This window comes from Rhizomonospora bruguierae (assembly GCF_018397995.1).
In the GTDB taxonomy this organism is placed as follows: Bacteria; Actinomycetota; Actinomycetes; order Mycobacteriales; family Micromonosporaceae; genus Rhizomonospora; species Rhizomonospora bruguierae.
The window spans coordinates 165550-191716 of the sequence record NZ_BBQH01000011.1; the positions used below are offsets into that span (position 1 = coordinate 165550).

Genomic DNA, 26167 nt, shown 5'->3' on the forward strand with positions numbered 1-26167 from the left:
TCATCCAGTCCGGCGGTGACCGAGGAGGGCCGGCCGCGGACCGTGCCGGGCTGGGTTGCCCCGGTGTTCGCCACGCTGGCCGCCGGCACCGTCGGCTGGACCGGCTACCTCGCCGCCACACTCCCCCGGCACGTGCTCACCGGGCACTACCGCCTCGCCTGGGTCGGCTTCGACTGCGGGTTGGTGGCGCTGTTGCTGGCCACCGCGGTGCTGGCCTGGCACGGCCACCGGCGGACCGAACTCGCCGCGGCCGCCACCGGCACGATGCTGGTGGTGGACGGCTGGTTCGACATCGCCACCACCCCCCGCGACGGGCTGCCCGGCGCGCTCGCCACGGCGGTCCTGGTGGAGCTTCCGCTGGCGGTGCTGTGCCTGTGGCTCGCCCTGCACGTGGACCGGGTGGTCGAGCGCCGCCTCCGCTACCTGGCCCGCCGCGCCGACCGCGCGCAGGACGGGACCCGGTCGCGCCCCGCGGCCGACTGACGGCGCCTGGCCGCCACCAACCTAGCCGCGCTCGATGAGGTGGCCGACCACCTCCGGGCCGAACACCGCGGCGCCGGAGCCGTCCCGCCGGGTGTCGGCGGGCGGCAGCTCGACCGGGTCGCCGGTCGCGCTGGCGCCCACCGGCCGCGGGCCCGCCCAAGCCACCACCAGGCGGCGCTCCCCCTTGAGGAAGCGCTGCACCCGGACACCCCCGGTGGCCCGCCCCTTCGCCGGGTACAGGGCGAACGGCGTCACCTTGACGCTGCCGCCGGTGGACGTGACCAGCATCGGCTCGCCGTGCGCCGGATCGTCGGTGCGGATCGCCCCGAAGAAGACCACCTCCACCCCGGCCGGCATGGCGACCCCGGCCATGCCGCCGCTGCGCAGCCCCTGCGGCCGCACCAGGTTCGCCCCGAACCGCAGCAGCGACGCCGCCGAGGTGACGAACGTCAACGTCTCCGCCCCGTCGGTCAGCCAGGTGGCGCCGACCACCTCGTCGCCGTCCTTGAGCCCGATCACCTCGAACTCATCCGAGCGGACCGGCCATTCCGGCGCGCACACCTTCACCACACCCAGCCGGGTGCCCAGCGCCAGGCCGGGCGAGCCCGCGCCGGTCCCGCCGAGCGGGGCCAGGCCGACGACCCGCTCGCCCGGCCGCAGCGGCACCAGTTCGGAGGCGGACATGCCGCCGCGCAGCGACACGGTGCCCGCCTGCTCGGGCAGGACCGGCAGCGGCAGCACGTCCGTCTTGAACGCCCGGCCGGCGCTGGTCACCAGCAGCACCTGCCCCCGGGCCGTGGTGTGCACCACCGCCCGGACCGCGTCGTGCTTGACCCGCCCGTTGCGCCGCCGGCCCTCGGTCGACTCCTCCGACTCGGCCGCCGTGCGGGCCACCAAGCCCGTCGCGGACAGGATCACCTGGCACGGGTCGTCGGCCACCTCCAGCGGACCGGCCGGCGCCGACGCCGCCAGCACCTCCTTCAGGTCCCCGTCGATCAGCGTGGTACGCCGCGGCGCGGCGAACTCCTTGCCCACCTTCGCCAACTCGTCCGAGACGACCTTCCGCAGTACCCGGTCGTCGTCCAGGATCGCCGACAGCTCGGCGATCTCCGCGCGCAGCCGCTCCCGCTCCTGCTCCAGCTCCAGCCGGTCGAACTTGGTCAGCCGGCGCAGCGGGGTGTCCAGAATGTAGTTGGCCTGGATCTCGGTCAGCTTGAACTGCCGCATCAGCCCCTCCCGGGCCGCCTGCGCGTTTTCGCTGCCCCGGATCAGCCGCACCACCTTGTCGATGTCCAGCAGCGCGACCAGCAGGCCGTCCACCAGGTGCAGCCGCTCCTCCCGCCGGCGCCGCCGGAACGTCGTGCGCCTGGTCACCACCTCGTACCGGTGCGCCAGGAACACGTCCAGCAGCTCCTTGAGGCCCAGCGTGCGCGGCTGCCCGTCCACCAGCACCAGGTTGTTCACGCCGAACGACGACTCCAGCGGGGTCAGCCGGTACAGGTCGGCCAGCAGCGCCTGCGGGTTCACCCCGACTTTGCACTCGATGACCAGCCGGGTCCCGTTCTCCCGGTCGGTCAGGTCCTTCACGTCCGCGATGCCCTGCAACCGCTTGGTCTTGTTCACCTCGTCGGTGATCTTCTCGATCACCTTCTCCGCGCCGACCCCGTACGGCAGCTCCACCACCGTGATCGCCTGCCGGCCCCGGCTGCCCTCCAGCGGGCCGATCTCCACCCGCCCCCGCATCCGGACCACGCCCCGGCCGGTCTCGTACGCCCGGCGCACCTCGTCCAGGCCCAGCAGCAGCCCGCCGGTCGGCAGGTCCGGGCCGGGCACGAACTCCATCAGCCGGTCCAGCGTCGCGTTCGGGTGGTTGATCAGCCACCGCGCCGCCGCGACCACCTCGCCCAGGTTGTGCGGGATCATGTTCGTCGCCATCCCGACCGCGATCCCGGAGGTGCCGTTCACCAGCAGGTTCGGGAACGCCGCCGGCAGCACGGTCGGCTCCTGGAGCGAGCCGTCGTAGTTCGACTTGAAGGCGACCGTCTCCTCGCCCAGCTCGCCGACGAGCAGCATCGCCTCGCGGGACATTCGCGCTTCGGTGTACCTCGACGCGGCCGGCCCGTCGTCCGGGGAGCCAAAGTTTCCATGCCCGTCGACGAGTGGAGCATTCAGGGAAAAGCCCTGCGCGAGCCGCACCATGGCGTCGTAAATCGCGAGGTCACCGTGCGGGTGGTACTTACCCATGCAGTTGTGCACCACGAGCCCCTCGGCCACGAACGCGTGTTCGTCGCTGCCGACCTGAATGTCGTACGTGACATCCGGATCTGCCGGCTCGACGGATTCGACCCGGAGGAACGACATGCCCGACAGCGCGTCGAGCCGTTCCGCGAGCGGCGATTCGATCCGCCGCAGCCGGTCATGGCCCCGCTTACCGCCGTACCGGTAATCCACGTCCACAATCCGGCGCAGCTGCTCCTGCTTGTAGCCGACCTTGAGCCAGGGCAGCAGCAGGCGGGCCAGCGCAGCCGCGTCGCGGCCCGAGATGGAAAGACCCACCAGCGTCCGGTGGCCGGTCTTGGACGGTCGGGCCCAGTGCTGCCCGTGGACTCCCCGATCGGCCAACATCGAGTAGACCTGGCGAATCAACCGCTCGCTGGTGCCGACGAAGACGATCTCCCGGTGGCGCTTGCGCAGGTAGCCGTCGCCGTCGAACAGGCCGGCGAGGAACGGCGCCCAGCTCGACCGATCCGCCAGGACGTCCGCGGGGACGACCCGGTCGGCCGACGGCCCCATGGCCGCCGCAAGCAGGCCCGGATGCCGGCCGAACGTGAGGATGTGCTGGTCGCGGTCAGTGGGCTCGGTCGCCTCGCGCTTGCCACGGGACACGGAGAGGCCGGCCGACATGGCCCACCCGTGCGCGACGTCGAGGGGCTCCGGGTCGCGCATGCGGATGCGCACCCGCTGGTCGGCGGCGCGGGCCCGACCCACCGGGAAACCCTCGGCCACGAGGAGGCCGCGCACGTAGGCGTAGGTGGCCGCGTCGACGGCAGCGGCCAGCGCCACGGAACGGCGCGCGCCGTACGCCAGGGTCAGCTTGCCGGTGAGGTTGTGCGCGGCTGTCCACTCCTGCGCCACATCGTCCGCTACGGTGCGGAACCGCTGGCCCGGCGTGACAAGCATCGTGTGCCCGTTGGTCCACCGAACGCGCACCAGCGCCGAAGGCGGGTTCTCGTACACGGCGGTCACCGGCACCGGCGTCCCGGCGCCGTTCAGCACCAGATCGCCCACCGCGATGGACTCGATCGGCCGCATGCCCTCCGGCGTGGAGACGAGCGTGCCGCGCACGAAGCAATCGCCGACGACGCGCGCGGACTTGACGTATGGGCGGTCCGGGCGGTGGCCCTGCTCGTGCATCGAGTACAGGATGCGCCGGTGGACCGGCTTCAACCCGTCCCGCGCGTCCGGCAGGGCTCTACTGTGGATGACCGAATACGCGTATTCCAGATAGGAATCTTCGACCTCGGTGGTGAGCGGATTGTCGTGCACCTGCGCGCCGGCCCGGTCGAACGCGGACAGGTCGACCTTGGCGCCGGTGCCCTTGCGGCGTGCCATGTTTCGCCTCCCCTCAGGCGTCGATGGTGTCGCGGTCGACCCGGCCGGCCGAGTCGATGAGCCAGTTCCGGCGGGGCTCCACCTTCTCGCCCATGAGCAGGTCGAGGACCCGCTCGGCGGCGTCGGCGTCGTGCAGGGTGATGCGTCGCACGGCCCGGGTGGCGGGGTTCATGGTGGTCTCCCACAGCTCGTCGGCGTCCATCTCGCCGAGGCCCTTGAACCGCGGGATCGGCGTGACGACCTGCTTGCCGGCCTTCTCCAGCCGGGCGACGGTGCTCGCCATCTCCTGCTGCGTATAGGTGTATGTGGTCTGCGGGTCGCGGCCCTTGGTCACGACCTTGTGCAGCGGCGGCATGGCGGCGTAGAGCCGGCCGGCCTCGATGACCGGGCGCATGTACCGGGCGAACAGCGTGATCAGCAGGGTGCGGATGTGCGAGCCGTCCACATCGGCGTCGGCCATGATGAGGACCCGGCCGTAGCGCAGCCCGTTCAGGTCGAAGGTGCGCCCGGAGCCGGCACCGAGGACCTGGACGATGGCGGAGCACTCGGCATTGTCCAGCACCTGCTGGAGGGTCGCCTTCTGCACGTTGAGAATCTTGCCGCGGATCGGCAGCAGCGCCTGGTACTCGGAGGAGCGGGCCAGGCGGGCGGTGCCCAGCGCGCTGTCGCCCTCGACGATGAACAGTTCGGAGCGCTCGACGCCGGTGGAGCGGCAGTCGACGAGCTTCGCCGGCATGGCCGCGCCCTCCAGCGCGGTCTTGCGCCGGGCGGCGTCCTTCTGCTGCTTCTGGGTGAGCCGGACCCGGGCGGCATCCACGATCTTCTGGAGGACGGTGCGCGCCTCGGTCTTCGTGCGCCGCCCCTCGATCCACGCCTTGAGGTCGCGCTCCACCACGCCCTGGAGCACCTTGGTGATGCCGGCGGTGGACAACTCGTCCTTGGTCTGCGAGGTGAACTGCGGCTCGGGGATGCGGACGTGGATGACGGCGGTCATGCCCTCCAGCACGTCCTCCAGCGTGGGTGGGTCCTCCTTGGGGCGCAGCAGGCCCCGGTTGGTGCGGATCGCCTCGGTCAGCGCGCGGACGGCGCCGCGTTCGAACCCGCGGCGGTGGGTGCCGCCGTGCACGTTGCGGATCGTGTTGGTGAAGCACTCGACCACCCGGTCGTACCCGGTGCTCCACCGGAACGCCACCTCGACCTCGGCGCGGCGCTCCACGTTGGCCCGCATGACGCCGTTGGCGTCGGCGGCGTTCTCCTTGTAGGTGCCCTCGCCGGTGAACACGAGGATGCCGGAGACCGGGCGGTCGCCGGTGGGGGTGAGGTACTCGACCATGTCGGTGAGGCCGTTCGGGAACCCGAAGGTTTCCTCACCGGGCTCCTCGCCGGTGTGGTCGCGCAGCACGTAGGTGACCCCGGGCACGAGGAACGCGGTGTTGCGCAGCTTCGCGCGGACGGCCTCGACGTCCAGGGCGGCGCCGGCCTCGAAGTAGCGGGCGTCGCGCCAGTACCGGATCGACGTGCCGGTGGCCGGGCCGCCGCGCCGGCCCCGGCCGGACACCCGGAGCCCCGGCTGCGGGGTGAACGGCGCGGCCGGCCCGGCGCCGTCGAAGACGCCGGGCACCCCGTGCCGGAAGGACATCTGGTGCACCTTGCCGTTGCGGCGGACCGTCACGTCGAACCGCTCGGAGAGGGCGTTGACCGCCGAGGCACCCACCCCGTGCAGGCCGCCCGACGTCTTGTACCCCGAGCCGCCGAACTTGCCGCCCGCGTGCAGCCGGGTGAGGACCAGCTCGACGCCGGACAGCCCGGACTTGGCGTTGATGTCGGTGGGGATGCCCCGCCCGTCGTCGTCGACCTGGACCGAGCCGTCGGGGTGCAGGATCACCTCGACGCGGGTGGCGTGCCCGCCGACGCCCTCGTCGGTGGAGTTATCGACGATCTCGTTCATCAGGTGGTTCACGCCGCGGCTGTCGGTGGAGCCGATGTACATGCCGGGGCGCTTGCGGACCGCGTCCAACCCCTCGAGATGGGTCAGATCGTCGGCACCGTACAACGTGTCGGGCTGGGCAGTCACGCGGGCGAGCCTATCGCCTACCACCGACACCGTCGCGACGCCGCCACCCGGCGCCGTGTCGTACCCCACCCCCAAGCACCACCCTTTACCCCGCCGCCCGGCGGGCAGCCCGGGGCGAGATCTTGGTACGACACGTCGCTTTCTGGCCTGTTCTGGCCGGATCGGTACCAAGATCTCGCACCCGCCCGCCGAGGCGGCCGGCGGGTCAGGATGTCGCGGTGTGCACGGTCGCGGCGGTGAGCAGGAACAGGTCCGGCCGGCGCAGGACGCCCCCGGGCGAGTCGTCGTCGAGCAGCCGGTCCAGCGCCTCCGCATCCCCGGCCGGGAGGCGGTCGCCGGCGTGCCGGGCCGCCGCCTCCAGCCACCCGCGCACGTGCCGGCGGGCCGGCTCGTCCAGGGGTGCGGGCAGGTCGAGCAGGAAGCTGCGGGTGCCGGCGGGGGTGAGCCCGGCCTCGCGGAACAGCTCCGGCCAGGCGCGCGGGGTGGGGTGTACCCCCATCGGGTGCTCGTGCGCGGCGACCAGCTCCTGCTCCGCCGCCTCCAGGCGGGGCAGCAGCCCGGGCGCGACGCCATCCGGCAGGAAGCGGTGCGGCAGGCCACCCTCGCGCAGGGCCAGCAGGCCGCCGGGGCGCAGCAGGCGGCCGAGGGCGCGCAGCGTGCCGACCGGGTCGGGCAGGTGGTGGGCCACGCCGCTCACCCAGACGAGGTCCGCCGGGGGCAGGTCGGCCAGCCCGTCGGGCAGCGACACCCGGCGCACCTCGAAGCGGTCGCCGAGGCCGAGCCGGTCGGCGCGCTCACGGGCGAGGTCGAGCAGCGGCCCGGCGCCGTCGACGGCGAGCACCTTCGCCGCCGGCAGCAGCGTGGCCAGGGTGCAGGCGGCCACGCCGGGCCCGCTGCCGACGTCGAGCACCGCGGTCGCGCCGGGCACCCGGCCGGCCAGCCACTCCAGCGCCCGGTTCACCATCGGCGCGACGACCTCGGCTCCCCGGATCATCTCCGGCCCCCGGACGGCCCAGTCCACGTGCGCATGCCCGTGCGCGTTCCCCTCACCCATCCCCCCATCATGCCGGCTCGCCATCTCCTCACGCGCGGCCGGCTCGCCGGCACCGTCCGGGGGCCGATCGCCGCTCCGGCGACGGGAACGGCCGTGTGGGCCACGCTCGCGGGTTAGTGTCGGGGCATGAAGGACCGGCTCGGGCGGTACGGCGTATGGCGTACCTGGACGCAGGTGACCCCGGCGCTGGCCGCGCACGTGGAGAAGCTCGGCTTCGGCACGCTGTGGCTCGGCGGCTCCCCCGCCGGCGACCTGGGCGCCGTCGACCCGCTGCTGGCCGCGACCAGCACGCTCACCGTCGCCACCGGCATCGTGAACGTCTGGGCCAGCGACAGTCACGGCACCGCCCAGGCGTACCAGCGGGTCGCGGCGGCGTACCCGGGGCGGTTCGTGCTCGGCGTGGGCATCGGCCACCGGGAGGCCACCGAGGAGTACGCCTCCCCCTACGAGACGCTGCGCGCGTACGTGGATGACCTGCTGGCGGGCGGGGTGCGCCGGGAGGACCTGGTCCTCGCCGCGCTGGGGCCCAGGGTGCTCCGCCTGGCCGCCGAGCGCACCGCGGGCGCCCACCCGTACCTGGTGACGCCCGAGCACACCCGGCGGGCGCGCGCCCTGCTCGGCCCGGACCGCGTCCTCGCCCCCGAGCAGAAGGTCGTGCTCGACGGCGACCCGGGGCGGGCCCGGGCGCTGGCCCGGGAGCGCGTCGAGCCGTACCTGCGGATGTCGAACTACACGGCGAACCTGCGCCGTATCGGCTGGAGCGACGAGGCGGTCAGCCCGCCGGGCAGCGAGGCGCTGATGGACGCCCTGGTCGCGCACGGCGCCGGGGAGGCGGTGCCGGCCCGGCTGGCGGAGCACTTCGCCGCCGGCGCCGACCACGTCGCCGTCCAGCTCCTGATGCCCACCGACGCGGACCCCTTCCTCGGGTACCGCACCCTGGCGGAGACGCTGGAGCTCTAGACCCGCCGCTGGATCTCCCCACGCACCGGCCGGTGCCGCTCGACGGCGCTCTCCAGCATGCCGTGCACCACAAGCCAGAGCCGACCAATAGCGCGACCCGCCCACAACTCCAGGATCGTCGCGGGAGTGGGGCGGGGGGTGGTTCTGCCATGATGGGCGGGTGAGGCGCAGAACGCTGCTGGTCGGTGCCGCCGCGGGAGCCGCGGCGCCGCTGTTCACCGGCGCGCCGGCCCGCGCCGATCTCACGGTGCCGCCCCGCCTCGTCGGCTCGATCGCGCCGGTCCGCCGGCCCGTTCTGCCGAGCCTGCCGCCGACCACCACGCAGGTGGTCGTCGTGCACGGCCCCGGTGGCACGTCCACATCGGCCACGGTGGAGACCTTCGCGCGCACCGGGACCGGGCACTGGGGGCCGGTCTTCGCCCCGCTGCCGGCGCGCATCGGACGCAGCGGCTTCAAGGAGCCGCGCAGCCGCGTCGAGGGCGACGGCAGCACCCCGACCGGCGTCTACGCGTTCGGCCCCACCATGTACGGCATCGCCGCCAACCCGGGCGTGGCGTTCGGGTACCACCGGCTCGTCGAGAACGACTGGTGGAACGAGAATCCGGCCTCGCCCGGGTACAACTCGTTCCGCCATGGCAGCAACCCGGGCGGCGGCAGCGAGGCACTGTGGACGATCAGTCCGCAGTACACGCACTTCGCGGTCATCACGTACAACATGGCGCCGACCGTGCCGACGCCGGTGCCGGGCAAGGGCAGCGGCATCTTCCTGCACCGGTCCGGCACGAGCCCGGGCCCGACCGCGGGCTGCGTGAGCCTCGCCCACGACCACCTGGTCGGCGTGCTGCGCTGGCTGGACCCGGCCGGGCAACCCCGCATCGTGCTGAGTCCCACGGACGACCTCGGCCGCTACTAGTGGCGCGTATCGGGCGGGCTGTCTCTCAGTGGTTTCGGCAGGCATCCCTTCGCCCGCTTGCGGTACTTCCGCTCGGTCGCCTTCCGGTGGCTGCTCGGTGTCTTCCCGACGAGGATCTCATGGCCGCCGTCCCACTGGCACCGCACGCACCACAGCGAGAGTCTGCTGTGGACGAAGCCGCGGTGTACGCCCGCCGACCCCGTTCCCCGGGGACCGGTGCGCGCGACCGGGCGCCACGGCGACGCCGGAAGGCGATACGGTGTTGGTCGTGATCTTCCGGGACGCGCTCGACCGCCGATGTGTCCGGCGGCTGCGCGCCCAACTGGCCGGCGCACCCGTCCCCCGGCACGTCGTGATCGCCATGGACGTGTACACGGACGGGCCCCGGCAGCCCGCCGGCCGGACCGGCGCCGGCCAGCGCTACGGCCCCGAGCACCTGGACGCGGTCCTCGGCTGGTGCGCCGGCGCGGGCATCCGCCGCGTCACCGTCGCCCTCGGTCGCAGCAGCGCCGCCCGGTACCCGCTGGAGATGGTCGAACGGGTGGTCGCCCAGCGCCTGACCCACCCCGCGCACCGCTGGCGCCTGCACCTCGCCGGCGGCCTCGACGCCCTCCCCGACGCCACCCGCCGGGCGCTGTGGCTCGCCGAGGAGGTCACCGGCTCCCGGTCCGCCGGGTACGAGTTGACCGTCGCCGTCGGGTCCACCGAGCAACTGGACGCCGGCCGGAGCGGCCAGGACATGGTGTACCGGCCCGGCTTCCGGCAGGTGCAGTTCCTGCGGGCCCTGCGCGCGTACGCGATGCGGGCTACGATGCCGGCATGACTGCCGGGTCGGCTTCGCGCCGCGAGTGGATGGGTGACCCGGCCACGTCGTGATCCGCGCGCGGGCCCGGGGCCCGCCGCCTCCCTCCGGCACCGGCGGAATTTCGCTGAGGAGGGAGGTGATCGCGAATGTCCGCATGGCACGATTTCGTCGCCCGCTACGCCGTGGGCGACACGATCGAGGCCCGGGTGGTCCGGCCCGTCCCGTTCGGCGCCCTCATCGAGGTCGCGGGCGGCGTACCCGGCCTGCTCGTCGCCGAGTTCGCCGGCGGCGCCCGGCCCGAGGCCGGATCCCGCATCCCGGTGAGGATCAGCCGCATCGACACCGAGCGCGAACGCGTCGCCGTGGCCACGGCCTGACCGGCGCCGTGCGGGGGTGGCCATGAGCCGCCCCCGCACCGCCGCCAGCCGCCCCCCGCACCGCCGCCAGCCGCGGCATTTGGGGGGCGGCCGCGGCCGCGTCGAGCCGCGGGCGCCGGCTCAGCCGCGGGCGACCGGTACCCGCCAGCCGCGCGGCTGCCGCTCCGAGGCCGGCGGGCGGCGCTTGGCCAGGTGCCACTCCAGCACCAGCCAGGCCACGCCGATCGCGGAGACCACCGCCAGGCCGGACCACTCGATCGCCAGCAGCAGGGTCGCCTGCCCGGCCGTCGGGCGGACCAGCACCAGGCCCGACGCGGTCCGGTGCAGGCCGCCGGTGAGCAGCAGGGTCAGGAACACGGCGATGGTGTGCATCGAGTCCCAGAGGGCGTGCAGCAGCGAGACCGCGAGGTACGCGACCAGCAGCCGGAACGTGATGGCGAAGTGGCGGCGGTCGCTGGCGGAGAACAGCACCCCGCCGAGGATCGCGGTCCACAGCCCGTGCCCGACCGGCGCCAGCAGGCTGCGCAGGATCTCGGTCTGCACCACCTCGATCAGCGAGAGCCCGCGCTCGGTGAACAGCGCCGTGAACGCGTACCCGGCGGACTCGAACGCCGCGAAGCCGAACCCGACCGCCGCGCCGAGGATCATCCCGTCCCGGACCGACTTCTCGGCCAGCCGGCGGGTCAGCAGCGCCAGCGCGAGCAGCTTGGCGCCCTCCTCGATCAGCCCCACCCCGACGAACAGCAGCGGGGACGGGCGCAGCAGGTAGCTTTCCAGCACCGAGGCGCCGAGCACGCCGAGGACCCCGCCGGCCACGAACGTGCTGAACACCAGGGCGGCGGTTATCTCGCCGGTGTCGCGCCGCTCGAAGGCCCAGGCGACGAACGTGACCGGCACCAGGAAGCTGCCCAGCAGCACCAGGGTCGGGATCAGGTTCGGGTTGCCGGTGGCGAACGTGACGACGACCGTCGCCAGCCACAGCACCAATCCCGTGAAGAACATCCGCAGCCAGGTGCGGCGGCGCCGCTCGGCGGGGGCGTGCTCGGCGTACGGGGTGGGGTGGGCAGACACGGTCGCGGCCTCCGTGGTCGGGTGGGCGTCAGAACGCCGGTACCCGACAGCCGCCTACGGAACCGGCGCCGGGTGGAGCCGGACCGCGGGGAACTCGGTCGACCCGAAGTCGACGTTGAGTCGGGGTTCGGCGGTCAGCCCCGCGTCGTCGAAGCGGCAGGTGACGGCGGCCACGAACGGCGACTGCGGGAAGCACATGCGCACCACGAGGGTGCGCCCGTCCGCCCAGCCCGCGCTGGTCGCCACCGGCCGGGAGCGGTACTCGCCCGGAAGCCAGGCGCCGTCGCCGCAGTCGATGTGGTGCACCAGGTCGCCCTCTCGCAGCGTGAGCAGCCACCCGCCCGCCCGGGGTGCCAGCGCGAGGCCGGTGATCGCCGGCTGCTCCAGCCAGCCGGGGCCGGGCGGGCGCAGGCTCGGGGCCTCCTGCGGGGCCGGCTCCGGTACCGCGAACGCGCCGAGGGAGACCTCGGGCGTGGTCCGGCTGCGCTCCGGCGGCAGTTCGAGGGTGGCGAGCCGCTCCGCGAGCCGGCGCGCGGCCGCGTCGTCGGCGGGCAGCGGCCCGGGTGCCAGGGCCGGCAGCAGGTGCTCCCAGACCAGGTCAAGCACCACTTGCATGTCCCACAGGCCGCCGGTCATCGCCAGCACCGCCTCCTGCTCCGGCAGCACCAGGCAGAACTGCCCGAACGCGCCGTCGCCCCGGTACGCGTCGTGGCGGCAGCGCCAGAACTGGTACCCGTACCCCTGTGACCAGTCGGACGGCGCGTCCGGCCGGCCGTTGCTGACCTGCCACGCGGTTGCCTCCCGGACCCACTCCGCCGGGACCAGTTGCCGGCCCTGGAAGACGCCCCCGTTGAGGTAGAGCTGACCGAACCGGGCCAGTTCGCCGGTGCGCAGGGCGAGGCCCCAGCCGCTGGCGCTGATCCCGCGCGGGCAGGTCTCCCAGGTCGGGTCGGCGATGCCGAGCGAGTCGAACAGCCGGGGCCGCAGGTAGTCGAGCAGCGTCTCGCCGGTGCGCCGCTGCACGATCGCGGAGAGCAGGTAGCTGGCGCCGCTGTTGTAGGCGAAGTGGACGCTCGGCTCGTGCTCGACCGGCAGCTCCAGGAAACCGCGGGCCCAGTCGCCGTCGCGCCGTTGCGTGAACAGCTCGGTGGTCTCCCCGGTATGACCGCTGGTCATGGTGAGCAGGTGCCGGACCCGCATCGCGGCCAGTCGGTCGCTCACCTCGGCGGGCGCCGCGTCGGGGAAGAACTTCAGCACCGGGTCGTCGAGGGACAGCCGCCCCTCGTGGACCGCCAGCCCCACCCCGGTCCAGGTGAAGCTCTTGCTGACCGAGAACAGGGCGTGCGGCAGCCCCGCCCGGTAGGGGCGCCACCGGCCCTCGGCCACGACGCGGCCGTGCCGGGCGAGCACCATGCCGTGCAGGGCGTCGATGCCCGCCTCGCCCGCGTCCAGAAATGACTCGATCGCCGCGGACGGTATCCCGTGCGCCTCAGGGGTATCGGTCACCCGCTGAAGGCTACCGATCCGGCCGGGCTCGGGCGACCGACCCGCTTCGCGGCACTAGGTTGAGGTGATGGCGGGCACGGGCAAGTCCCCAGCGGTGGAACTCGAGGTCGGTGACCACACGGTGCGCGTCTCCAACCCGGACCGGGTGTATTTCGCGGCCCGCGGCGAGACGAAGCTGGACCTGGCCAACTACTACCTGAGCGTCGGCGACGGGATCGTCCGCGCGCTGCGCGAGCGCCCCTGCATGCTGCACCGCTTCCCGGACGGCACCGGCGGGCCGAAGGTCCACCAGAAGCGGGTACCGCAGGGCGCGCCGCCGTGGCTCGGCACGGTGCGGGTGCATTTTCCCCGGTACGGGCGGCACGCCGACGAGCCGTGTGTCACCCGGCTCGCGGAGGTCATCTGGGCGGTGCAGATGTCCACCGTCGAGTTCCACCCGTGGAACTCCCGCCGGGCGGACACCGAGCGCCCGGACGAGTGGCGGATCGACCTGGACCCGATGCCCGAGTGCGACTTCGCCACGGTCCGGCGGGTCGCCCACGTGGTCCACGAGGTGCTGGACGAGCTGGGTATCGCCGGGTACCCGAAGACCTCGGGCGGCCGAGGGCTGCACGTGTACGTCCGGGTCGCGCCGGAGTGGGGCTTCGGCGACGTGCGCCGGGCCGCGCTCGCGTTCGCCCGGGAGGTGGAGCGCCGGGCGCCGGAGGACGTAACGACCACCTGGTGGCGCCGGGACCGCGACCCGAGGTCGCTGTTCGTGGACTACAACCAGAACGCCCGCGACCACACCATCGCCAGCGCGTACTCGGTGCGCGGCAACCCGGAGGCGACCGTCTCCACCCCGGTCGGGTGGGAGGAGATCGACGACGTGGACCCCCGCGACTTCACGATCGCCACCGTCCCCGCCCGGTACGCGAAGCTGGGCGACCTGCACGCCGGCATCGACGACGTGGCCCACTCGCTGGCGCCGCTGCTGGCGTGGGCAGAACGCGACGAGCGCGCGGGCCTCGCCACCCCCACCGAGGAGACCGGCTAGCCGGGGGAGACCGGGCAGCCCCCGAGACCGGGCCGCCGAGAGACCGGGTAGCCCCGAGATCGGGGCGCCGGGCGGGCGGTCAGTGACCGAAGGCGTCGGAGTCGGCGCCCGCCGCGTCGCCCCGGTCGAGGGCGGTGAGCGCCGCGGCGTCCTCGTCCGCGAGGGCGAAGTCGAAGATGGCCAGGTTCTGGCGCAGCCGCTGCGGATCGCTGGACTTGGGGATGGCGACCAGCCCCAGCTGGACGTGCCAGCGGAGCACGATCTGCGCCGGGGTGCGCCCGTAGCGCCGGGCCAGTTCGGTGACGACCGGCTCGCGCAGCACGTCGGTCTTCTGCCCGCCGATGGGCGACCAGGACTGCGTGACGATCCCGTGCCTGGCGTGGAACTCCCGGGTGGATTCCCGGGTCACCAGGGGACTGAGCTGAACCTGGTTCACGTCCGGCAGCACGCCGGTGGCGTCGATGATCCGCTCCAGGTGGGCGGGCTTGAAGTTGGACGTGCCGATGGCGCGCAGCCGGCCCGCCGCCAGCAGCCGCGCCAGCCCCTGCCACGCCTCGACGTACCGGTCCTGGTCCGGGTTCGGCCAGTGGATGAGCAGCAGGTCGACGTAGTCCAGACCGAGGCGGTCCAGGCCGCGCTCGAACGCCTCGCGCACCAGGTCCACGCCGTGCCAGCGCCGGTTGAACTTCGTGGTGACGAACACCTGCTCACGCGGGATGCCCGCGGCGCGCAGCCCGCGTCCCACGCCCCGCTCGTTGCCGTAGTTCTCGGCGGTGTCGATCAGCCGGTACCCGGCCCCGATGGCGTCCGCGACGACGCGCTCGGCCTCGGCGTCGTCCATCGGCCAGGTGCCGAGGCCGAGCATGGGCAGGGCGGCGCCGTGCGGGAGCGGGACGGTCGGTGCGGTCGCGGTCATGCGTCCGATCATCGCAGCGCCCCCCGACCGCATGATCAATGGGTGACTATTTGCTGAGCGTATACTCTCAGCATATAGTCCGCCGCATGAGCGTCCCCCTCACCCTCCTCGGCCTGCTGGAACGCGAGCCCAGTCACGGATACGACCTGAAGCGCGACTACGACACCCTGTTCGGGCGCGACCGCCCCCTCTCCTACGGCCAGGTGTACGCGACCCTCGGCCGGCTGGCCCGGGACGGCAAGGTGGTGATCAGCGAGGTCGAGCCCGGCGCCGGGCCGGAGCGCAAGCGGTACGTGATCACCGACCACGGCGCCACCGAGGTGGACGCATGGCTGCGCGAGCCGGAACCGGCCGAGCCGCACCTACAGACCGTGCTGTTCGCCAAGGTCGGGCTGGCGCTGCTGCTCGGCCGCCCGGCGGAGGAGTACCTGGACGCCCAGCGCGCCGCGCACCTGCGACGGATGCGGGAGCTGACCGAACTGCGCCGCTCCGGCACGCTGGTCGACTCCCTCCTCGCCGACCACGCCCTGTTCCACCTGGAGGCCGACCTGCGGTGGATCGAGCTGACCGCGGCCCGGCTGGACGCCCTGGCCGCCCAGGTACGCCCGTGACCGCGCTGATCGAGGCCCGCGACCTGGCCCTGTCGTTCGGCCGGACGCCGGCCCTGCGCGGCGCCAGCCTCGCCGCCGAGGCGGGCGAGATCGTGGCCGTCATGGGGCCGAGCGGCTCCGGCAAGTCCACCCTGCTGCACTGCCTGGCCGGCATCCTCGTGCCCGACGCGGGCGAGGTCACCCGCCGGGCCACGCCGCGCCCGCCCCGGGCGTACCGGCTGATCCCGCTCGCTCTGGGCCTGGCCGAACTGGCCTACTTCATGATCGGAAGGTCGGGCCACCCGGTCCTGCCGTTCCTGTTCGGCCACCTGCCGCAGACCGGGCGCGGCCAGGTGGCGGTGTTCCTGCCCGGCTTCCTCATGGTGATGGCGGGGTTGGTCATCGCCGGTCCCTGGCTCACCATGGTCGGCTCCCGGCTGCTGGCGCGGCGCACCCGCCGCCCCGCCACGCTGATCGCGGCCCGGCGCCTGGCCGACAACCCGCAGGCCGGCTTCCGGTCGATCAGCGGCCTGGTCCTCGCCCTGTTCGTGGCCAGCGTCGCGGTCGGCGTGATCGGCACGATCGTGGCCGAGCGGGGGGCGCCGCCGAAGGGCGACGCCGGGGGCAACCTCATCATGATCTTCCGGCCGGAGCCGCTGGCCAACGCCCGGGTACCGGCGGCCTTGGCGGCGGTGGACGGCGTCGAGGGCGCGGCGATCGTGCACGTGTCGCCGGAGGACATGTGGCCGCGGCCCGGCGAGCAGTGGCACCCGTTAGACCTCGCCCTCTGCGCGGACATCGCCCGGGTGCCGGCATTCGGGCGGTGCGCGCCCGGCGCCACCGTGGCGTGGGTGGACTCCGATCTGACGGCCACCGAGCTATGGCCCGCCGCGGACGTGACCCCCGAGGCACTCGCAGCGATGCCGGCGATGTCCATCGTGGTGGCCACCGACGGCAGCCGGGGCGCGATCGAGCGGGCCCGCACCGCGGTCGGTTCGGCCTTCCCGCAGCGCCTCACGTCGTTCACCGAGGCCGAGTGGCGGGCCGCCAACGCGCGCACGATGATCGGCTGGCAGCAGCTGGCGAACGTGGTGATCCTCGCGAGCCTCGCCATCGCCGGGTGCAGCCTCGCGGTCAGCGTCGCGGGTGGACTCACCGAGCGCAAGCGCCCGTTCAGCATGCTGCGGCTGACCGGGGTCCCGCTCGGGGTGCTGCGCCGCGTGGTGGGGCTGGAGAGCGCCGCGCCGCTGCTGACCGCGGCGGTGGTCGCGGCCGGCACCGGGTTCTTCGCCGCGCACCTGTTCCTGCGCGCCCAGATGGGCTACACCGTCCACGCGCCCGGCGCCGGCTACTACGCGATCACGATCGCCGGGCTCGCCGCCGCCCTCGGGATCATCGCCGCCACGCTGCCGATCCTGCGCCGGATCACCGGACCGGAGACCGCGCGCAACGAATGACGGCCTCGGCGCACGGTCCGGCCGGCGGGGACGGTCGGGCCGTGCGCCGGAAGCGGTCCCGGTAGCGGCCCGAACGCGCCGGTTTGTCGTCGCACAGCGACGATCCGGACTGAACCCTCGACCGCCGGCCGCCGTACCAAGGGCGGGTGCCGGCGGCACGCGCACGGGTGCCCACTGACGTGATCGCCTGAGGAAAGGGTTCGGGGATTGTCGCTCATCACGCGCCTGCGCCAAGCGAAACAGCAATCCGCGACGCCCGACGACGCCGACCCCGAGGCGCCTGAGGCGCCCGGGGAGCCCGAGCAGCCCGGGGAGACCGACGCGGCGGGCGACGCCGAGGGGCCGGTGGCCGGTCCCGGTCGGCTTCGCGTCGCGCTCCGCTGGACCGTCACCGGCGCCGCCGCCGTGCTCGTCCTGTCGGCCCTGCTGCTGCCGAACCGGCTCGGCCGCCTGCACCCCAGCGCGTTCGCGCGCATCCCCGTCGAGGCGATCGCCGGCGCCGTGGTCCTGCTGGTCCTGCGTCCCGCGCCGCGCCGGGTGGCGGCCGTGGTGGCCGGTGCCGGCCTTGGCCTGCTGACCGTGGTCAAGCTGCTGGACATGGGCTTCTACGAGGTCCTCAACCGCCCGTTCGACCTGGTCCTGGACTGGGTCCTGTTCGACGACGCGTACGGCTTCCTGGTCGACTCGCTCGGCCGGGCGGGCGCGATCGCCGCGGCGGTCGGCCTGGTGCTGCTGGTCCTGGCGGTCCTCGCCGGGATGGCGCTGGCGGTGCTGCGGCTGACCCGCCTGCTGGTCCGGCACGAGACCGCCACCGCGCGGGGCGCCGGCGTGGCCGCCGTGGCCTGGATCGCGTGCGCCGCGCTCGGCGCCCAACTCGTCCCCGGGCTGCCGGTCGCCGCCCGCACCACGACCGGCCTGCTGAAGAACCGGGTCCACCAGGTCAGCGCCGGCCTGCGCGACCAGCGGGCGTTCGCCGCCCAGGCCGACCGGGACGACTTCCGCGACGTCCCGGCCGACCGGTTGCTGTCCGCCCTGCGCGGCAAGGACGTGCTGGTCACCTTCGTGGAGAGCTACGGCCGGGTCGCGTTCACCGACCCGCACCTGGCCGCCCAGGTCGACCCGGTGCTGGCCGACGGCACCCACCGCCTGGCCGCCGCGGGCTTCGACGCCCGCAGCGCCTTCCTCACCTCGCCCACCTTCGGCGGCGGCAGTTGGCTGGCCCACTCCACGTTCCTGTCCGGACTGTGGATCAACAACCAGCAGCGCTACCGCACCCTGGTCTCCAGCGACCGGCTGACCCTCACCGCGGCCTTCCGGCGGGCGGACTGGCAGACCGTCGGCGTCATGCCCGGCGTGGTGCGGGCCTGGCCGGAGAGCCGGTTCTACGGCATCGACAAGGTGTACGACTCGCGCAACCTCGGGTACGCGGGCCCGAAGTTCAGTTGGGCACCCATGCCGGACCAGTTCTCCCTGCGCCGGTTCCAGGCCCTGGAGCACGGCCCGACGCACGCGCCGATAATGGCCGAGATCCACCTGGTCTCCAGCCACCTGCCGTGGGCCCCGCTGCCCCGGACGCTGGACTGGGACGCGCTCGGCGACGGCTCCCGGTACGCCGAGATCGCCGAGGAGGGCCAGCCCAAGAGCGTCATCTGGCAGGACCCGGCGGCGGTGCGCACCGAGTACGGCCGGTCGCTCCAGTACTGCCTGGAGACACTGGTCAGCTGGGTCGAGCGGTACGGCGACGACAACATCGTGCTGGTCTTCCTCGGCGACCACCAGCCCTCGCCGATCGTCAGCGGCGACGGCGCCAGCCACGACGTGCCGATCACGATCGTGACCCGGGACCAGGCGGTCCTGGACCGGATCGCCGGCTGGAACTGGCAACCGGGCCTGAAACCCGGCCCGGGCGCGCCGGTGTGGCCGATGAACGCCTTCCGCGACCGCTTCCTCAACGCCTTCACCCCCACCCCGGACCCCACCCACTGACCCACGATGGGAGCGGGGGCGGGTTCAGGAGAGCGGCTTGCGGTGGATGGTGGAGGATCGGCGGACGCTCATGCCTACCCGCTCGTACAGCGAGAGGGCGCCCGTCCGCGAGTGGGTCCACAAGGTACAGGCGCGCTGCCCGCTCCGGTAACCCTCGCGGAACGCGTGCCGCAGGATGCACCGGAAGCTGGCCACGTGGCACCTCATCTGGGCGACTGCCCGGATCGGCGCGGCGCTGATCGGCCGCTACCGCGCCCGGCCGCGCGGCCCGAGGCGCTCCCGGGCGGCGTGCAGCCGCTCGTCCAGCGCCTCCAGGTCGGGGACGAACCACACGTGGTCCGCCGAGTTCGACTCCTGGACCAGGGCGCGCAGGGCGGAACTCGCGGCCAGGTGCCGGGAGATGTCGCCGATCACCGCCAGGCGCAGGTGGTAGTTGACGAACTTCTGCATGACCTCGCCCGCGAAGCGGGTGCCGAGGTCGAAGAAGTCCTCGTCCAGCCGGCTCGCCGGCACGGCCACCACCTCGGCGCCGAGGAACGCCGCGCCGATCAGGTCGAGCGCGTCCTGCACGGTCGCCACCGGAGGGCCGGCCGGGTCGCAGACCAGCACGGTCACCCCGGCCCGCTGGAGCACCTCGTCAGGCACCGCCGACCTCCCCGCCGGGCAGCCCGTCGCCGCGGTCCAGGATCGCGTCGACGACCGAGTCGATCATGCGGAGTAGCTCGGCGCTCGCGGCGGGGCCGCCCAGGATCACGATTCTCATCCGGTTCCGTTCCTCCTCGTAGATGGTCTGGACGCGCGGCGGCGGCTGGCCCGCGCCGGCACCGGTGTTCGCGGCGGCGTGGATGAACGTGCCCAACCGGTCGGCGGCGGTCGGGCCGACGCCGCCGATCTGCACGATGCTCGACACCTCCACCGCTGCCGGCGAGCCGCCCGCCGCCGGCGCCGACTGCCCGGTCAGCGCGGCCAGGTCGGCGTGGGCGATCCGGTACTGCTTACCGATCCGCACCGCGCGCAGCCGCCCGGACCGGATGTAGCCACGCACCGTGCGCACGTGTAGCCCCAGCCGCTCGGCGACCTGCTCGACCGAGTACATCTCGTTCCTCATCGCTCCCTAACCTACCCTATCGAGGGATGGATGCAGCAGATAGGGCCACCATCCGGCCCCGCCGCCCACCTGACCGATGAAGCTTGACGGATATCGATGCCTTGCCGCACTGTCGAGGGATGTCTGGTGCCCGCTCCGCATCCTCGCCCCGTCGTCTCTGGCCGGCGCTGCTGGCCACCTTCACCCTGCCGGCCGCGATGATCGCGATCGGCCTGGCCGCCGTGCCCGGCGCGAGCGCCGGAAGCACACCGGCCCCGCTGCCGGTCGCGGCGACCGTCGCGCCGCCGCCCCCCACACCCCCGCCCACGACGCCGAACACCTCGCCGTTCCCGCCGTCGGCCCCGACCAACCTGGTCGCCACGAGCGTCCGGACCACCTCCGTCACGCTGTCCTGGACGGCCTCGACCCCGGGCTGCTGCGCCATCGAGGGGTACGACATCACCTACACCGAGTCCTTCAACGACATCGCGTGGAGCGTGCGCCTCGGCAACGTCACCACGGCGACCATCACCACCGGCATCCGGGCCACCGGCCAGTACCACTTCTCGGTGCGCGCCCGGGACGGCCTGGGCCACCAGTCGCTGGGCACCCCGATCTCGGTCGTCACCCCGGCCACCGACACCGGGCCGGACACCACACCGCCGACCGCGCCGGCGAACCTGGCCGCCTCGGGCGTCACCGCCACCAGCGTCGTGCTGACCTGGTCGCCGGCCACGGACAACGTGGGCGTGGTGGGGTACGACGTGTATCGGTTCGACGGGTTGTATCTCTCGACGCTGCTGGCCACCGTGTCGTCTACCACCTACCCGGCCGCGCTGTCCTCCTCGGCGTACCGCAACATCTTCTATGTGCGCGCCCGGGACGCGGCGGGCAACCTGTCAGCATCGTCCAACATGGTCCCGGTCGAGACCACCAACCCGACTGCCACACCGACGGTGACGCCGACCCTCCCGCCGCCCACCTGCCGGGTCACGTACCACACGCAGTCCGAGTGGACGGGCGGGTTCGTCACCTCGGTGACGGTCGCGAACACGGGCCGGACCGCGATCGACGGCTGGACGCTGGCCTTCAGCTTCCCGGGCGACCAGCGGGTCACCTCGTACTGGAGCGCCGCGGTCACCCAGTCCGGCACCGACGTCACGGCGCGGAACCTGGGATGGAACAACCGGATCGCGCCCGACGGCAGCGTGACGTTCGGCATCCAGGGGCAGTGGACGGCCAGCAACGCCGCGCCGGCCGGCTTCTCGCTGAACGGGCTGCCCTGCACTATCGGATAGCGAGTGGTCGGTCACGAGGCCCGGGCGGCGATCCCGGCAGGGCGCAGGCGGTGTTTGTCTCCCGGTCGCCCTTGGCGCCGAGGCGCTCACGGCCAAGGCAGCCGCAGACCGGGTGATCCGGCAACGCCGCCGGTCGTCGTCCGGGTCCGCGCGGCCGACCATGCCCTTCCGAAAGTCCACTGCCGCGCTGGCGGCCGGTGACGCCGGCCGTCAGCGCGGTGTACGCGGTCCGTCAGCCCGCATCGGTGTGACCCGGCGGCCCGGCCGCCAGTTCGGCAAGCAGATCCCGGCTGGCCGCCGCGACCCGCGCCGGCACACCCAGCTCGCCCAGCAACTCGACGGCCGCGGCCATCTCGTGGACCCGCCGTGCGGCGTGCCGGCGGGAGCCGCGCTCCAGCCGGTCCACGGTCTGCGGCGCGGCGCGGGTCAGCTCGTCGGCGATGTTCGCACGCAGCCAGTCCTCGCACCCGGCCGCCCGCGCCGCGGCCAGCGCCTCCACCACGGCCGCGGCCAGCCCCTTGAAGAAGACGCTGCGCAGCAGCTTGCGGGTGGCGGCGTCGCCCGGCTCGCCGGGCAGCACCTCCACCGCCGCGCCGAGCGGCACCATGACCGCCCGGTACGCCTCCGCGCCGGCGCCGCTGGCCAGCATGGGGGTGCGCAGCCCCCGGCCCGGCACCGGCGACATCAGGGCGACGTCGGCGAACAGCCCGGGGGTCCGCGCCAGCTCGCCGGCCAGGGCGCGCTTCAGTCCGGCGCTCCCGGTGTTCAGGTCGGCCCAGACCGCGCCCGGGGCGAACGCGGGCGCGCCGCGCCGGGCGGCGGTGAGCGCGTCGGCGGCGCTGTTCACGCTCAGCACCACGCACGCGCCGGTCACCGCGTCGCTCTCGTCGCGGCATCCGGTGACGCCTTCCGGCGCCCCGACGGCCGGGTCGTACCCCCGCACCTCGGCACCGGCCCGGACCAGGTCCCGCGCGATCTCGCCGCCCGCCTCACCCAGGCCCAGGACGGCCACGCACACCCGGCCCGCGTCGGCCATGCCGCCCCCTCTAGTCGACAACATCGTTGACAATCACCAGCCTGTCCCGCCGCGCGCCCCGAGGCAAGGGGCCACCCCGCTGCTTTCGATCTGGCCAGAAATGCGGCGTGTCGTACCAAGATCTCGCCCCGGGCTGCCCCCGCCAAGCGCCGCGCGGGAGGGGAATCATCGTCAGGTGACGGGTAACGCGGGCAGGCGGATCGTGACGATGGTTCCGTGCGGCGCGTTCGGGCCCGCGGTGACCGTGCCGCCGTGCTGGCCGGCGGTCTGCGCGACGATCGCCAGGCCGAGACCCGAGCCCGGCGTACCCCGGGCGGCGGTGGCGCGGTAGAAGCGTTCGAAGACGTGCGGCAGGTCCACGGGGTCGATGCCGGGGCCGGTGTCGGCCACGGTCAGGACGGCGTGGCCGGCGTTCTCGCGGCGCAGGGTGGTCCGCACGGTGGCACCGGCCGGGCTCCACTTGGCCGCGTTGTCGAGCACGTTGAGCACCATCCGCTCCAGCTCGCCGGGGCGGCCGTGCACCGCGACCGGGCGCAGGTCGGTGGCGACGGTGACGGCGGGCGCGCGGATGCGGACCCGGGCGACCGCCGCCTCGACCACGTCGGCGAGGTCCACCCGTTCCGGGGTCTCCCGGGTGGCCTCCTCGCGGGCCAGCTCGACCAGTTCGCTGGTCAGCGTGGTCAGCTCGACCAGTTGCGCGTCGAGGTCGCGCAGCAGCTTCGCCCGCTCCTCCGGCGGCAGGCGGTGGGCCAGTTCGGGCTGCCGCTCGATGGTCAGCAGCAGCTCGATGTTGGTGCGGATGCTGGTCAGCGGGGTGCGCAGCTCGTGGCTGGCGTCCTCGACCAGCGTGCGCTGGGCGCGGCGGGCGGAGTCGATGGCGACGAGCAGCGTGTTCACCGACCGGGCCAGGCGGGCGATCTCGTCCTCGCCGCTGACCGGGACCGGCCGGGTGAGGTCCATGGTGGCCGCGACGCCCTCCACCGCCTCGGTCAGGTGCTGCACGGGGGCCAGCCCGGCGCGGGCGACCATCCGGCCGAGCAGCGCGGCGGTCGCGATGCCCACGGCGCACCCGGCGGCCAGCAGCACGGCGAAGGCGGTCAGGAACGTGGTGGTGGGCTCCTCGCTCACGGCCACCTGGACCGCGCCGCCGCCGCGGGCCGGGAGGGTCAGCATTCGGTACGTATCGTCGTCGATGCGGACCCGTTCCTCGAACCGGTCGGCCCGGCCGGCGGCGACCCGCCGTGCGCCGTCGGTAACCGGCAGCGGCTCGGCGGCGACGGCGCTGGTGACGGCGCCGTCCCGGGCCAGGATCTGCCAGCGGGACCCGAGCTCGCGGTGCAGCCGCCGGCGGTTCTCCCGCTGGCCCGACTTTCCCGGCCGGCCCGGCGCGGCGCGCCACTGTTCGGGCTCGGCGGCGATGGTGCGCCCGTCCGCGGTGAGTTCCGACTCCACCTGGCGGTGCAGGATGATGCTCACCGCGCCCCAGGCCACCCCGGCCAGGCCCAGCACCGCCACCGCGACCGCGCCGGTCACCAGCAGTGCCAGCCGGTCGCGCAGGGTGCGCCGGCGCCACCACCGGTCCAGCCGGCGCCACAGGGCCACCGGGGGCGCCATCAGAGCGGCTCCTCGCGCAGCACGAACCCGACGCCGCGCACGGTGTGCAGCAGGCGCGGCTCGCCCTCGGCCTCCAGCTTCCGGCGCAGGTACCCGAGGTAGACGTGCACGCTGTTCGAGGTCTCCCCGAAGTCGTACCCCCACACCTGCTCGAACAGGGCGGCGCGGGTCAGCACCTGCCGCGGGTGGCGCAGGAACACCTCGAGGATCGAGAACTCGGTACGGGTCAGGCGCACCGGGCGCTCGCCCCGCCACACCTCCCGGGTGCCGGGATCCAGCCGCAGGTCGGCGAAGGCGAGCACCTTGCCGCCGGCCCCCGGGCGCGACTCCCCGCCGGGCGTCGCCAGCAGTGTGCGCCGCAGCAGGGCGCGCAGCCGGGCCAGCAACTCCTGCATCGCGAACGGCTTGACCAGGTAGTCGTCGGCACCCGCGTCCAGCCCGGCGACCCGGTCGCCGACGCTGTCCCGGGCGGTGAGCATCAGCACCGGCAGCAGGCATCCCTCGGCGCGCAGTCGCCGGCACGCCTGGAGCCCGTCCAGCCGGGGCATGCTCACGTCCAGGATCACCGCGTCGGGTTCGCGCCCGGCGATGGCGTCGAGGGCGACCTGCCCGTCCGGCGCGATCGCCACCTCGTACCCCTCGAAACGCAGCGACCGCGCGAGTGAGTCGCGCACCGCCGCGTCGTCGTCCACCACGAGGATCCGCATCGTCCCTCCAGGTCGGGCTTGTCCCGCGAGCGGGGACGCAGGCCATTGAACCCGGCGAAGGGCGCGACCGCCCACCGTTATGCCCCGGGGATCGACCGACCCGCGCAGCACCGGGGGCGGCCATCGACAAGAACTGCCCGGATGCGGCGGGTGTGCGGAACGGCCTGCGGCATGGGCGGCATTCTCACCGGCCGGGCGCCCAGCGGTCACCCCGTTTCCGCGAAACGTACTGGGAGCCGGCGCCCGGCCGGCTCCCAGTAGCACCACCTCGGCGGGTTACGCCGCCCGCTCGTACGTCAGGTGCAGCACCCCGGAGCCGAACGTCTGCGAGTCGGCCAGGCGCAGCGGCACCTGCGGGCCGTCGTCGAACAGCCGCCTGCCGCTGCCGACCAGGATCGGGTGTACCAGCAGGTGCAGCTCGTCCAGCAGGCCCTCGCGCAGCAGGCCACGGACGAGCGTGCCGCTGCCGGTCATGCTGATGTTTCCGCCCGGCTCCTCCTTGAGGCGGGCCAGTTCCTTCATCGCGTCCCCGCTGACCAGCGTGGAGTTCTGCCAGTCGACGGAGGTCAGGGTGTTGGAGACGACGTACTTGGGGCTGCCGTTCATGTACTCGGCGAAGTCGTCCGTGGAGGTGGGCCAGTAGGCGGCCATCTCCTCGTAGGTGCGGCGGCCGAAGAGCATCGCGTCGCCGCCGGCCGTCATGGCCTGCACGGCGCCGCCCATCTCCTCGTCGAAATACGGGAAGTGCCACGTGTTGGGGGCCTCGACCACGCCGTCGAGCGAGATGAACAGGCCACTGACGATCTTTCGCATTTCTGGTTCCCTCCGTGTTTTTTCTCAGGCGGACAGGTGGGCCAGCCAGGCCCGCCACGCCCGCTCGGTCTCCGCGCGGTCCACGCCCTCGACGAACAGGTGGTGCGTGACCACCACCTGGCCGAAGAAGCCGCGGATGAAGCGGTAGAGCGCGTCCGGCGTGCGCACCCCGATCGCGTCCGGGCTGACGAAGTCCACGACCCCGTCGATCGGTGGCACGCCCCCACCGGCAACGCGCACCCGGTCGCCGGTGGCCGGCGCGGCGGCCAGGCCGAGGGCGGCCGGGAGCCGGCCGAACACCGCGCCGAGGTCCGGCACCGTCGGGCCGGCGGCGGTGACCGGCGTCGCGGTCCGGCCGGCGAAGTGGGTGAGGTACGCGACGAGCGTGGCGAAGTACATCGCCCCGCCCTTGCGCATCGCGTCGTACTCGGCCTCCCAGTCGTCCCCGGGCAGGAAGCCGTTGCTCACCATGCGCAGCACCGTGCTGCCCCGCTCGCGCCCCTCGACGAGGAACTCGAACGCGACGAAGCGCCCGTCCGGGCCTTCGTTCTCGCGGTAGGCGAACCGCCGCGGCGGATCCCACGCGGTGATCGTGGACTCCATCACGTAGCCACCCATGTCGGTGCGGACGGCGCCGCCCTCGCCCGACTCGACCTCGGTGCGCCCCATGAACCAGGAGTCGTACCCGGGGCCGGTGGCGATCGCCTGCCACACCTGTTCCGGCGTCGCGTCGACCTCGACCTCGTCGTGCTGCTCCCATGCGTGACCCATC

The 26167-nt window shown here is 73.7% G+C and carries 23 protein-coding genes and 3 pseudogenes; 11 read left to right on the forward strand and 15 right to left on the reverse strand.

Going from position 1 to position 26167, the window contains the following annotated elements:
- Positions 1 to 15: 15 nt before the first annotated feature.
- The gene (locus KJS59_RS02700; RefSeq protein WP_213450617.1) at positions 16 to 483 is read left to right on the forward strand and encodes a hypothetical protein; all 468 of its coding nucleotides are present in this window, start codon (positions 16 to 18) and stop codon (positions 481 to 483) included.
- A gap of 21 nt (positions 484 to 504) precedes the next feature.
- On the opposite strand, the gene KJS59_RS02705 is transcribed toward KJS59_RS02700, so the two are convergent.
- From KJS59_RS02705 to KJS59_RS02715, 5 genes and pseudogenes are all read right to left on the reverse strand, one after another.
- Entirely contained in the window at positions 505 to 2844 is a 2340-nt protein-coding gene (locus KJS59_RS02705) for a DNA topoisomerase (ATP-hydrolyzing) (protein WP_376771113.1), read from the reverse strand.
- A gap of 174 nt (positions 2845 to 3018) precedes the next feature.
- Positions 3019 to 3828, reverse strand: a pseudogene (locus KJS59_RS32090) (LAGLIDADG family homing endonuclease); the annotation flags it as partial.
- 6 nt (positions 3829 to 3834) lie between these two features.
- Positions 3835 to 4095 (reverse strand): annotated as a pseudogene (locus tag KJS59_RS31980) (DNA gyrase subunit A); the annotation flags it as partial.
- A gap of 13 nt (positions 4096 to 4108) precedes the next feature.
- On the reverse strand, positions 4109 to 6169 hold the full coding sequence (locus KJS59_RS02710; protein WP_213450619.1) for a DNA gyrase/topoisomerase IV subunit B: 2061 nt from the start codon (positions 6167 to 6169) through the stop codon (positions 4109 to 4111).
- 205 nt (positions 6170 to 6374) lie between these two features.
- The gene (locus tag KJS59_RS02715) at positions 6375 to 7223 is read right to left on the reverse strand and encodes a class I SAM-dependent methyltransferase (RefSeq protein ID WP_213450620.1); all 849 of its coding nucleotides are present in this window, start codon (positions 7221 to 7223) and stop codon (positions 6375 to 6377) included.
- Positions 7224 to 7349: 126 nt separating this feature from the next.
- Here KJS59_RS02715 and KJS59_RS02720 point away from each other — a divergent pair, with 126 nt between their 5' ends.
- From KJS59_RS02720 to KJS59_RS02735, 4 genes are all read left to right on the forward strand, one after another.
- Complete coding sequence (locus KJS59_RS02720) at positions 7350 to 8183, forward strand: LLM class F420-dependent oxidoreductase (RefSeq protein WP_213450621.1); 834 nt, start codon at positions 7350 to 7352, stop codon at positions 8181 to 8183.
- 160 nt (positions 8184 to 8343) lie between these two features.
- The gene (locus KJS59_RS02725) at positions 8344 to 9096 is read left to right on the forward strand and encodes a L,D-transpeptidase family protein (protein WP_213450622.1); all 753 of its coding nucleotides are present in this window, start codon (positions 8344 to 8346) and stop codon (positions 9094 to 9096) included.
- A gap of 268 nt (positions 9097 to 9364) precedes the next feature.
- Positions 9365 to 9919, forward strand: a complete 555-nt coding sequence (locus tag KJS59_RS02730) for an undecaprenyl diphosphate synthase family protein (RefSeq protein ID WP_213450623.1) — start codon at positions 9365 to 9367, stop codon at positions 9917 to 9919.
- A 128-nt stretch (positions 9920 to 10047) separates the two neighbouring features.
- The gene (locus KJS59_RS02735) at positions 10048 to 10278 is read left to right on the forward strand and encodes a S1 RNA-binding domain-containing protein (protein ID WP_213450624.1); all 231 of its coding nucleotides are present in this window, start codon (positions 10048 to 10050) and stop codon (positions 10276 to 10278) included.
- Between the two features lie 120 nt (positions 10279 to 10398).
- Here KJS59_RS02735 and KJS59_RS02740 read toward each other — a convergent pair whose 3' ends face one another.
- Positions 10399 to 11349, reverse strand: coding sequence for a PrsW family intramembrane metalloprotease (locus KJS59_RS02740; protein WP_249713814.1), 951 nt, complete (start codon positions 11347 to 11349; stop codon positions 10399 to 10401).
- A 54-nt stretch (positions 11350 to 11403) separates the two neighbouring features.
- Complete coding sequence (locus KJS59_RS02745) at positions 11404 to 12855, reverse strand: serine hydrolase domain-containing protein (RefSeq protein ID WP_213450625.1); 1452 nt, start codon at positions 12853 to 12855, stop codon at positions 11404 to 11406.
- A gap of 67 nt (positions 12856 to 12922) precedes the next feature.
- Between KJS59_RS02745 and ligD the strand changes: the two genes are divergently transcribed.
- Positions 12923 to 13891: a non-homologous end-joining DNA ligase gene (gene ligD, locus KJS59_RS02750; RefSeq protein WP_213450626.1), complete on the forward strand. Its 969-nt coding sequence runs from the start codon at positions 12923 to 12925 to the stop codon at positions 13889 to 13891.
- Positions 13892 to 13970: 79 nt separating this feature from the next.
- Here ligD and KJS59_RS02755 read toward each other — a convergent pair whose 3' ends face one another.
- Positions 13971 to 14807, reverse strand: a complete 837-nt coding sequence (locus KJS59_RS02755) for an aldo/keto reductase (RefSeq protein WP_213450627.1) — start codon at positions 14805 to 14807, stop codon at positions 13971 to 13973.
- A gap of 86 nt (positions 14808 to 14893) precedes the next feature.
- Here KJS59_RS02755 and KJS59_RS02760 point away from each other — a divergent pair, with 86 nt between their 5' ends.
- The 4 genes and pseudogenes from KJS59_RS02760 (at position 14894) to KJS59_RS02770 (ending at position 18840) form a co-directional block, all read left to right on the forward strand.
- Positions 14894 to 15418 carry a PadR family transcriptional regulator gene (locus KJS59_RS02760; protein ID WP_213450628.1) on the forward strand — a complete coding sequence of 175 codons (525 nt, stop codon included), beginning with the start codon at positions 14894 to 14896 and terminating at the stop codon, positions 15416 to 15418.
- A pseudogene (locus tag KJS59_RS02765) lies at positions 15415 to 15597 on the forward strand (ATP-binding cassette domain-containing protein); the annotation flags it as partial. The gene KJS59_RS02760 and the pseudogene KJS59_RS02765, both read left to right, overlap by 4 nt.
- 222 nt (positions 15598 to 15819) lie before the next feature.
- Positions 15820 to 16854, forward strand: a complete 1035-nt coding sequence (locus tag KJS59_RS32095) for an ABC transporter permease (protein WP_376771114.1) — start codon at positions 15820 to 15822, stop codon at positions 16852 to 16854.
- Positions 16855 to 17061: 207 nt separating this feature from the next.
- A complete protein-coding gene (locus KJS59_RS02770) occupies positions 17062 to 18840 on the forward strand; it encodes an alkaline phosphatase family protein (RefSeq protein ID WP_249713815.1) in 1779 nt (592 codons plus the stop codon).
- 246 nt (positions 18841 to 19086) lie between these two features.
- Here the strand turns inward: KJS59_RS02770 and KJS59_RS02775 are convergent, their stop codons facing one another.
- Both KJS59_RS02775 and KJS59_RS02780 read right to left on the reverse strand, forming a co-directional pair.
- Positions 19087 to 19485, reverse strand: a complete 399-nt coding sequence (locus tag KJS59_RS02775) for a DUF4180 domain-containing protein (RefSeq protein WP_213450629.1) — start codon at positions 19483 to 19485, stop codon at positions 19087 to 19089.
- A complete protein-coding gene (locus KJS59_RS02780; protein ID WP_249713816.1) occupies positions 19478 to 19948 on the reverse strand; it encodes a helix-turn-helix domain-containing protein in 471 nt (156 codons plus the stop codon). The genes KJS59_RS02775 and KJS59_RS02780 overlap by 8 nt, the downstream gene beginning before the upstream one ends.
- 119 nt (positions 19949 to 20067) lie before the next feature.
- Here KJS59_RS02780 and KJS59_RS02785 point away from each other — a divergent pair, with 119 nt between their 5' ends.
- Positions 20068 to 21225: a cellulose binding domain-containing protein gene (locus tag KJS59_RS02785; RefSeq protein WP_213450630.1), complete on the forward strand. Its 1158-nt coding sequence runs from the start codon at positions 20068 to 20070 to the stop codon at positions 21223 to 21225.
- A gap of 232 nt (positions 21226 to 21457) precedes the next feature.
- On the opposite strand, the gene KJS59_RS02790 is transcribed toward KJS59_RS02785, so the two are convergent.
- The 5 genes from KJS59_RS02790 to KJS59_RS02810 all read right to left on the reverse strand — a co-directional run bounded on the left by KJS59_RS02790 (position 21458) and on the right by KJS59_RS02810 (position 26166).
- A complete protein-coding gene (locus KJS59_RS02790) occupies positions 21458 to 22261 on the reverse strand; it encodes an NAD(P)-dependent oxidoreductase (protein WP_213450631.1) in 804 nt (267 codons plus the stop codon).
- A gap of 171 nt (positions 22262 to 22432) precedes the next feature.
- Positions 22433 to 23875, reverse strand: coding sequence for a sensor histidine kinase (locus KJS59_RS02795; RefSeq protein WP_213450632.1), 1443 nt, complete (start codon positions 23873 to 23875; stop codon positions 22433 to 22435).
- Positions 23875 to 24582, reverse strand: a complete 708-nt coding sequence (locus KJS59_RS02800) for a response regulator transcription factor (RefSeq protein WP_213450633.1) — start codon at positions 24580 to 24582, stop codon at positions 23875 to 23877. Before KJS59_RS02800 ends, KJS59_RS02795 begins: the two co-directional genes overlap by 1 nt.
- A 276-nt stretch (positions 24583 to 24858) precedes the next feature.
- Positions 24859 to 25395, reverse strand: coding sequence for a dihydrofolate reductase family protein (locus KJS59_RS02805; protein ID WP_213450634.1), 537 nt, complete (start codon positions 25393 to 25395; stop codon positions 24859 to 24861).
- Between the two features lie 24 nt (positions 25396 to 25419).
- Complete coding sequence (locus KJS59_RS02810; RefSeq protein WP_213450635.1) at positions 25420 to 26166, reverse strand: SRPBCC family protein; 747 nt, start codon at positions 26164 to 26166, stop codon at positions 25420 to 25422.
- Position 26167: the final 1 nt, after the last annotated feature.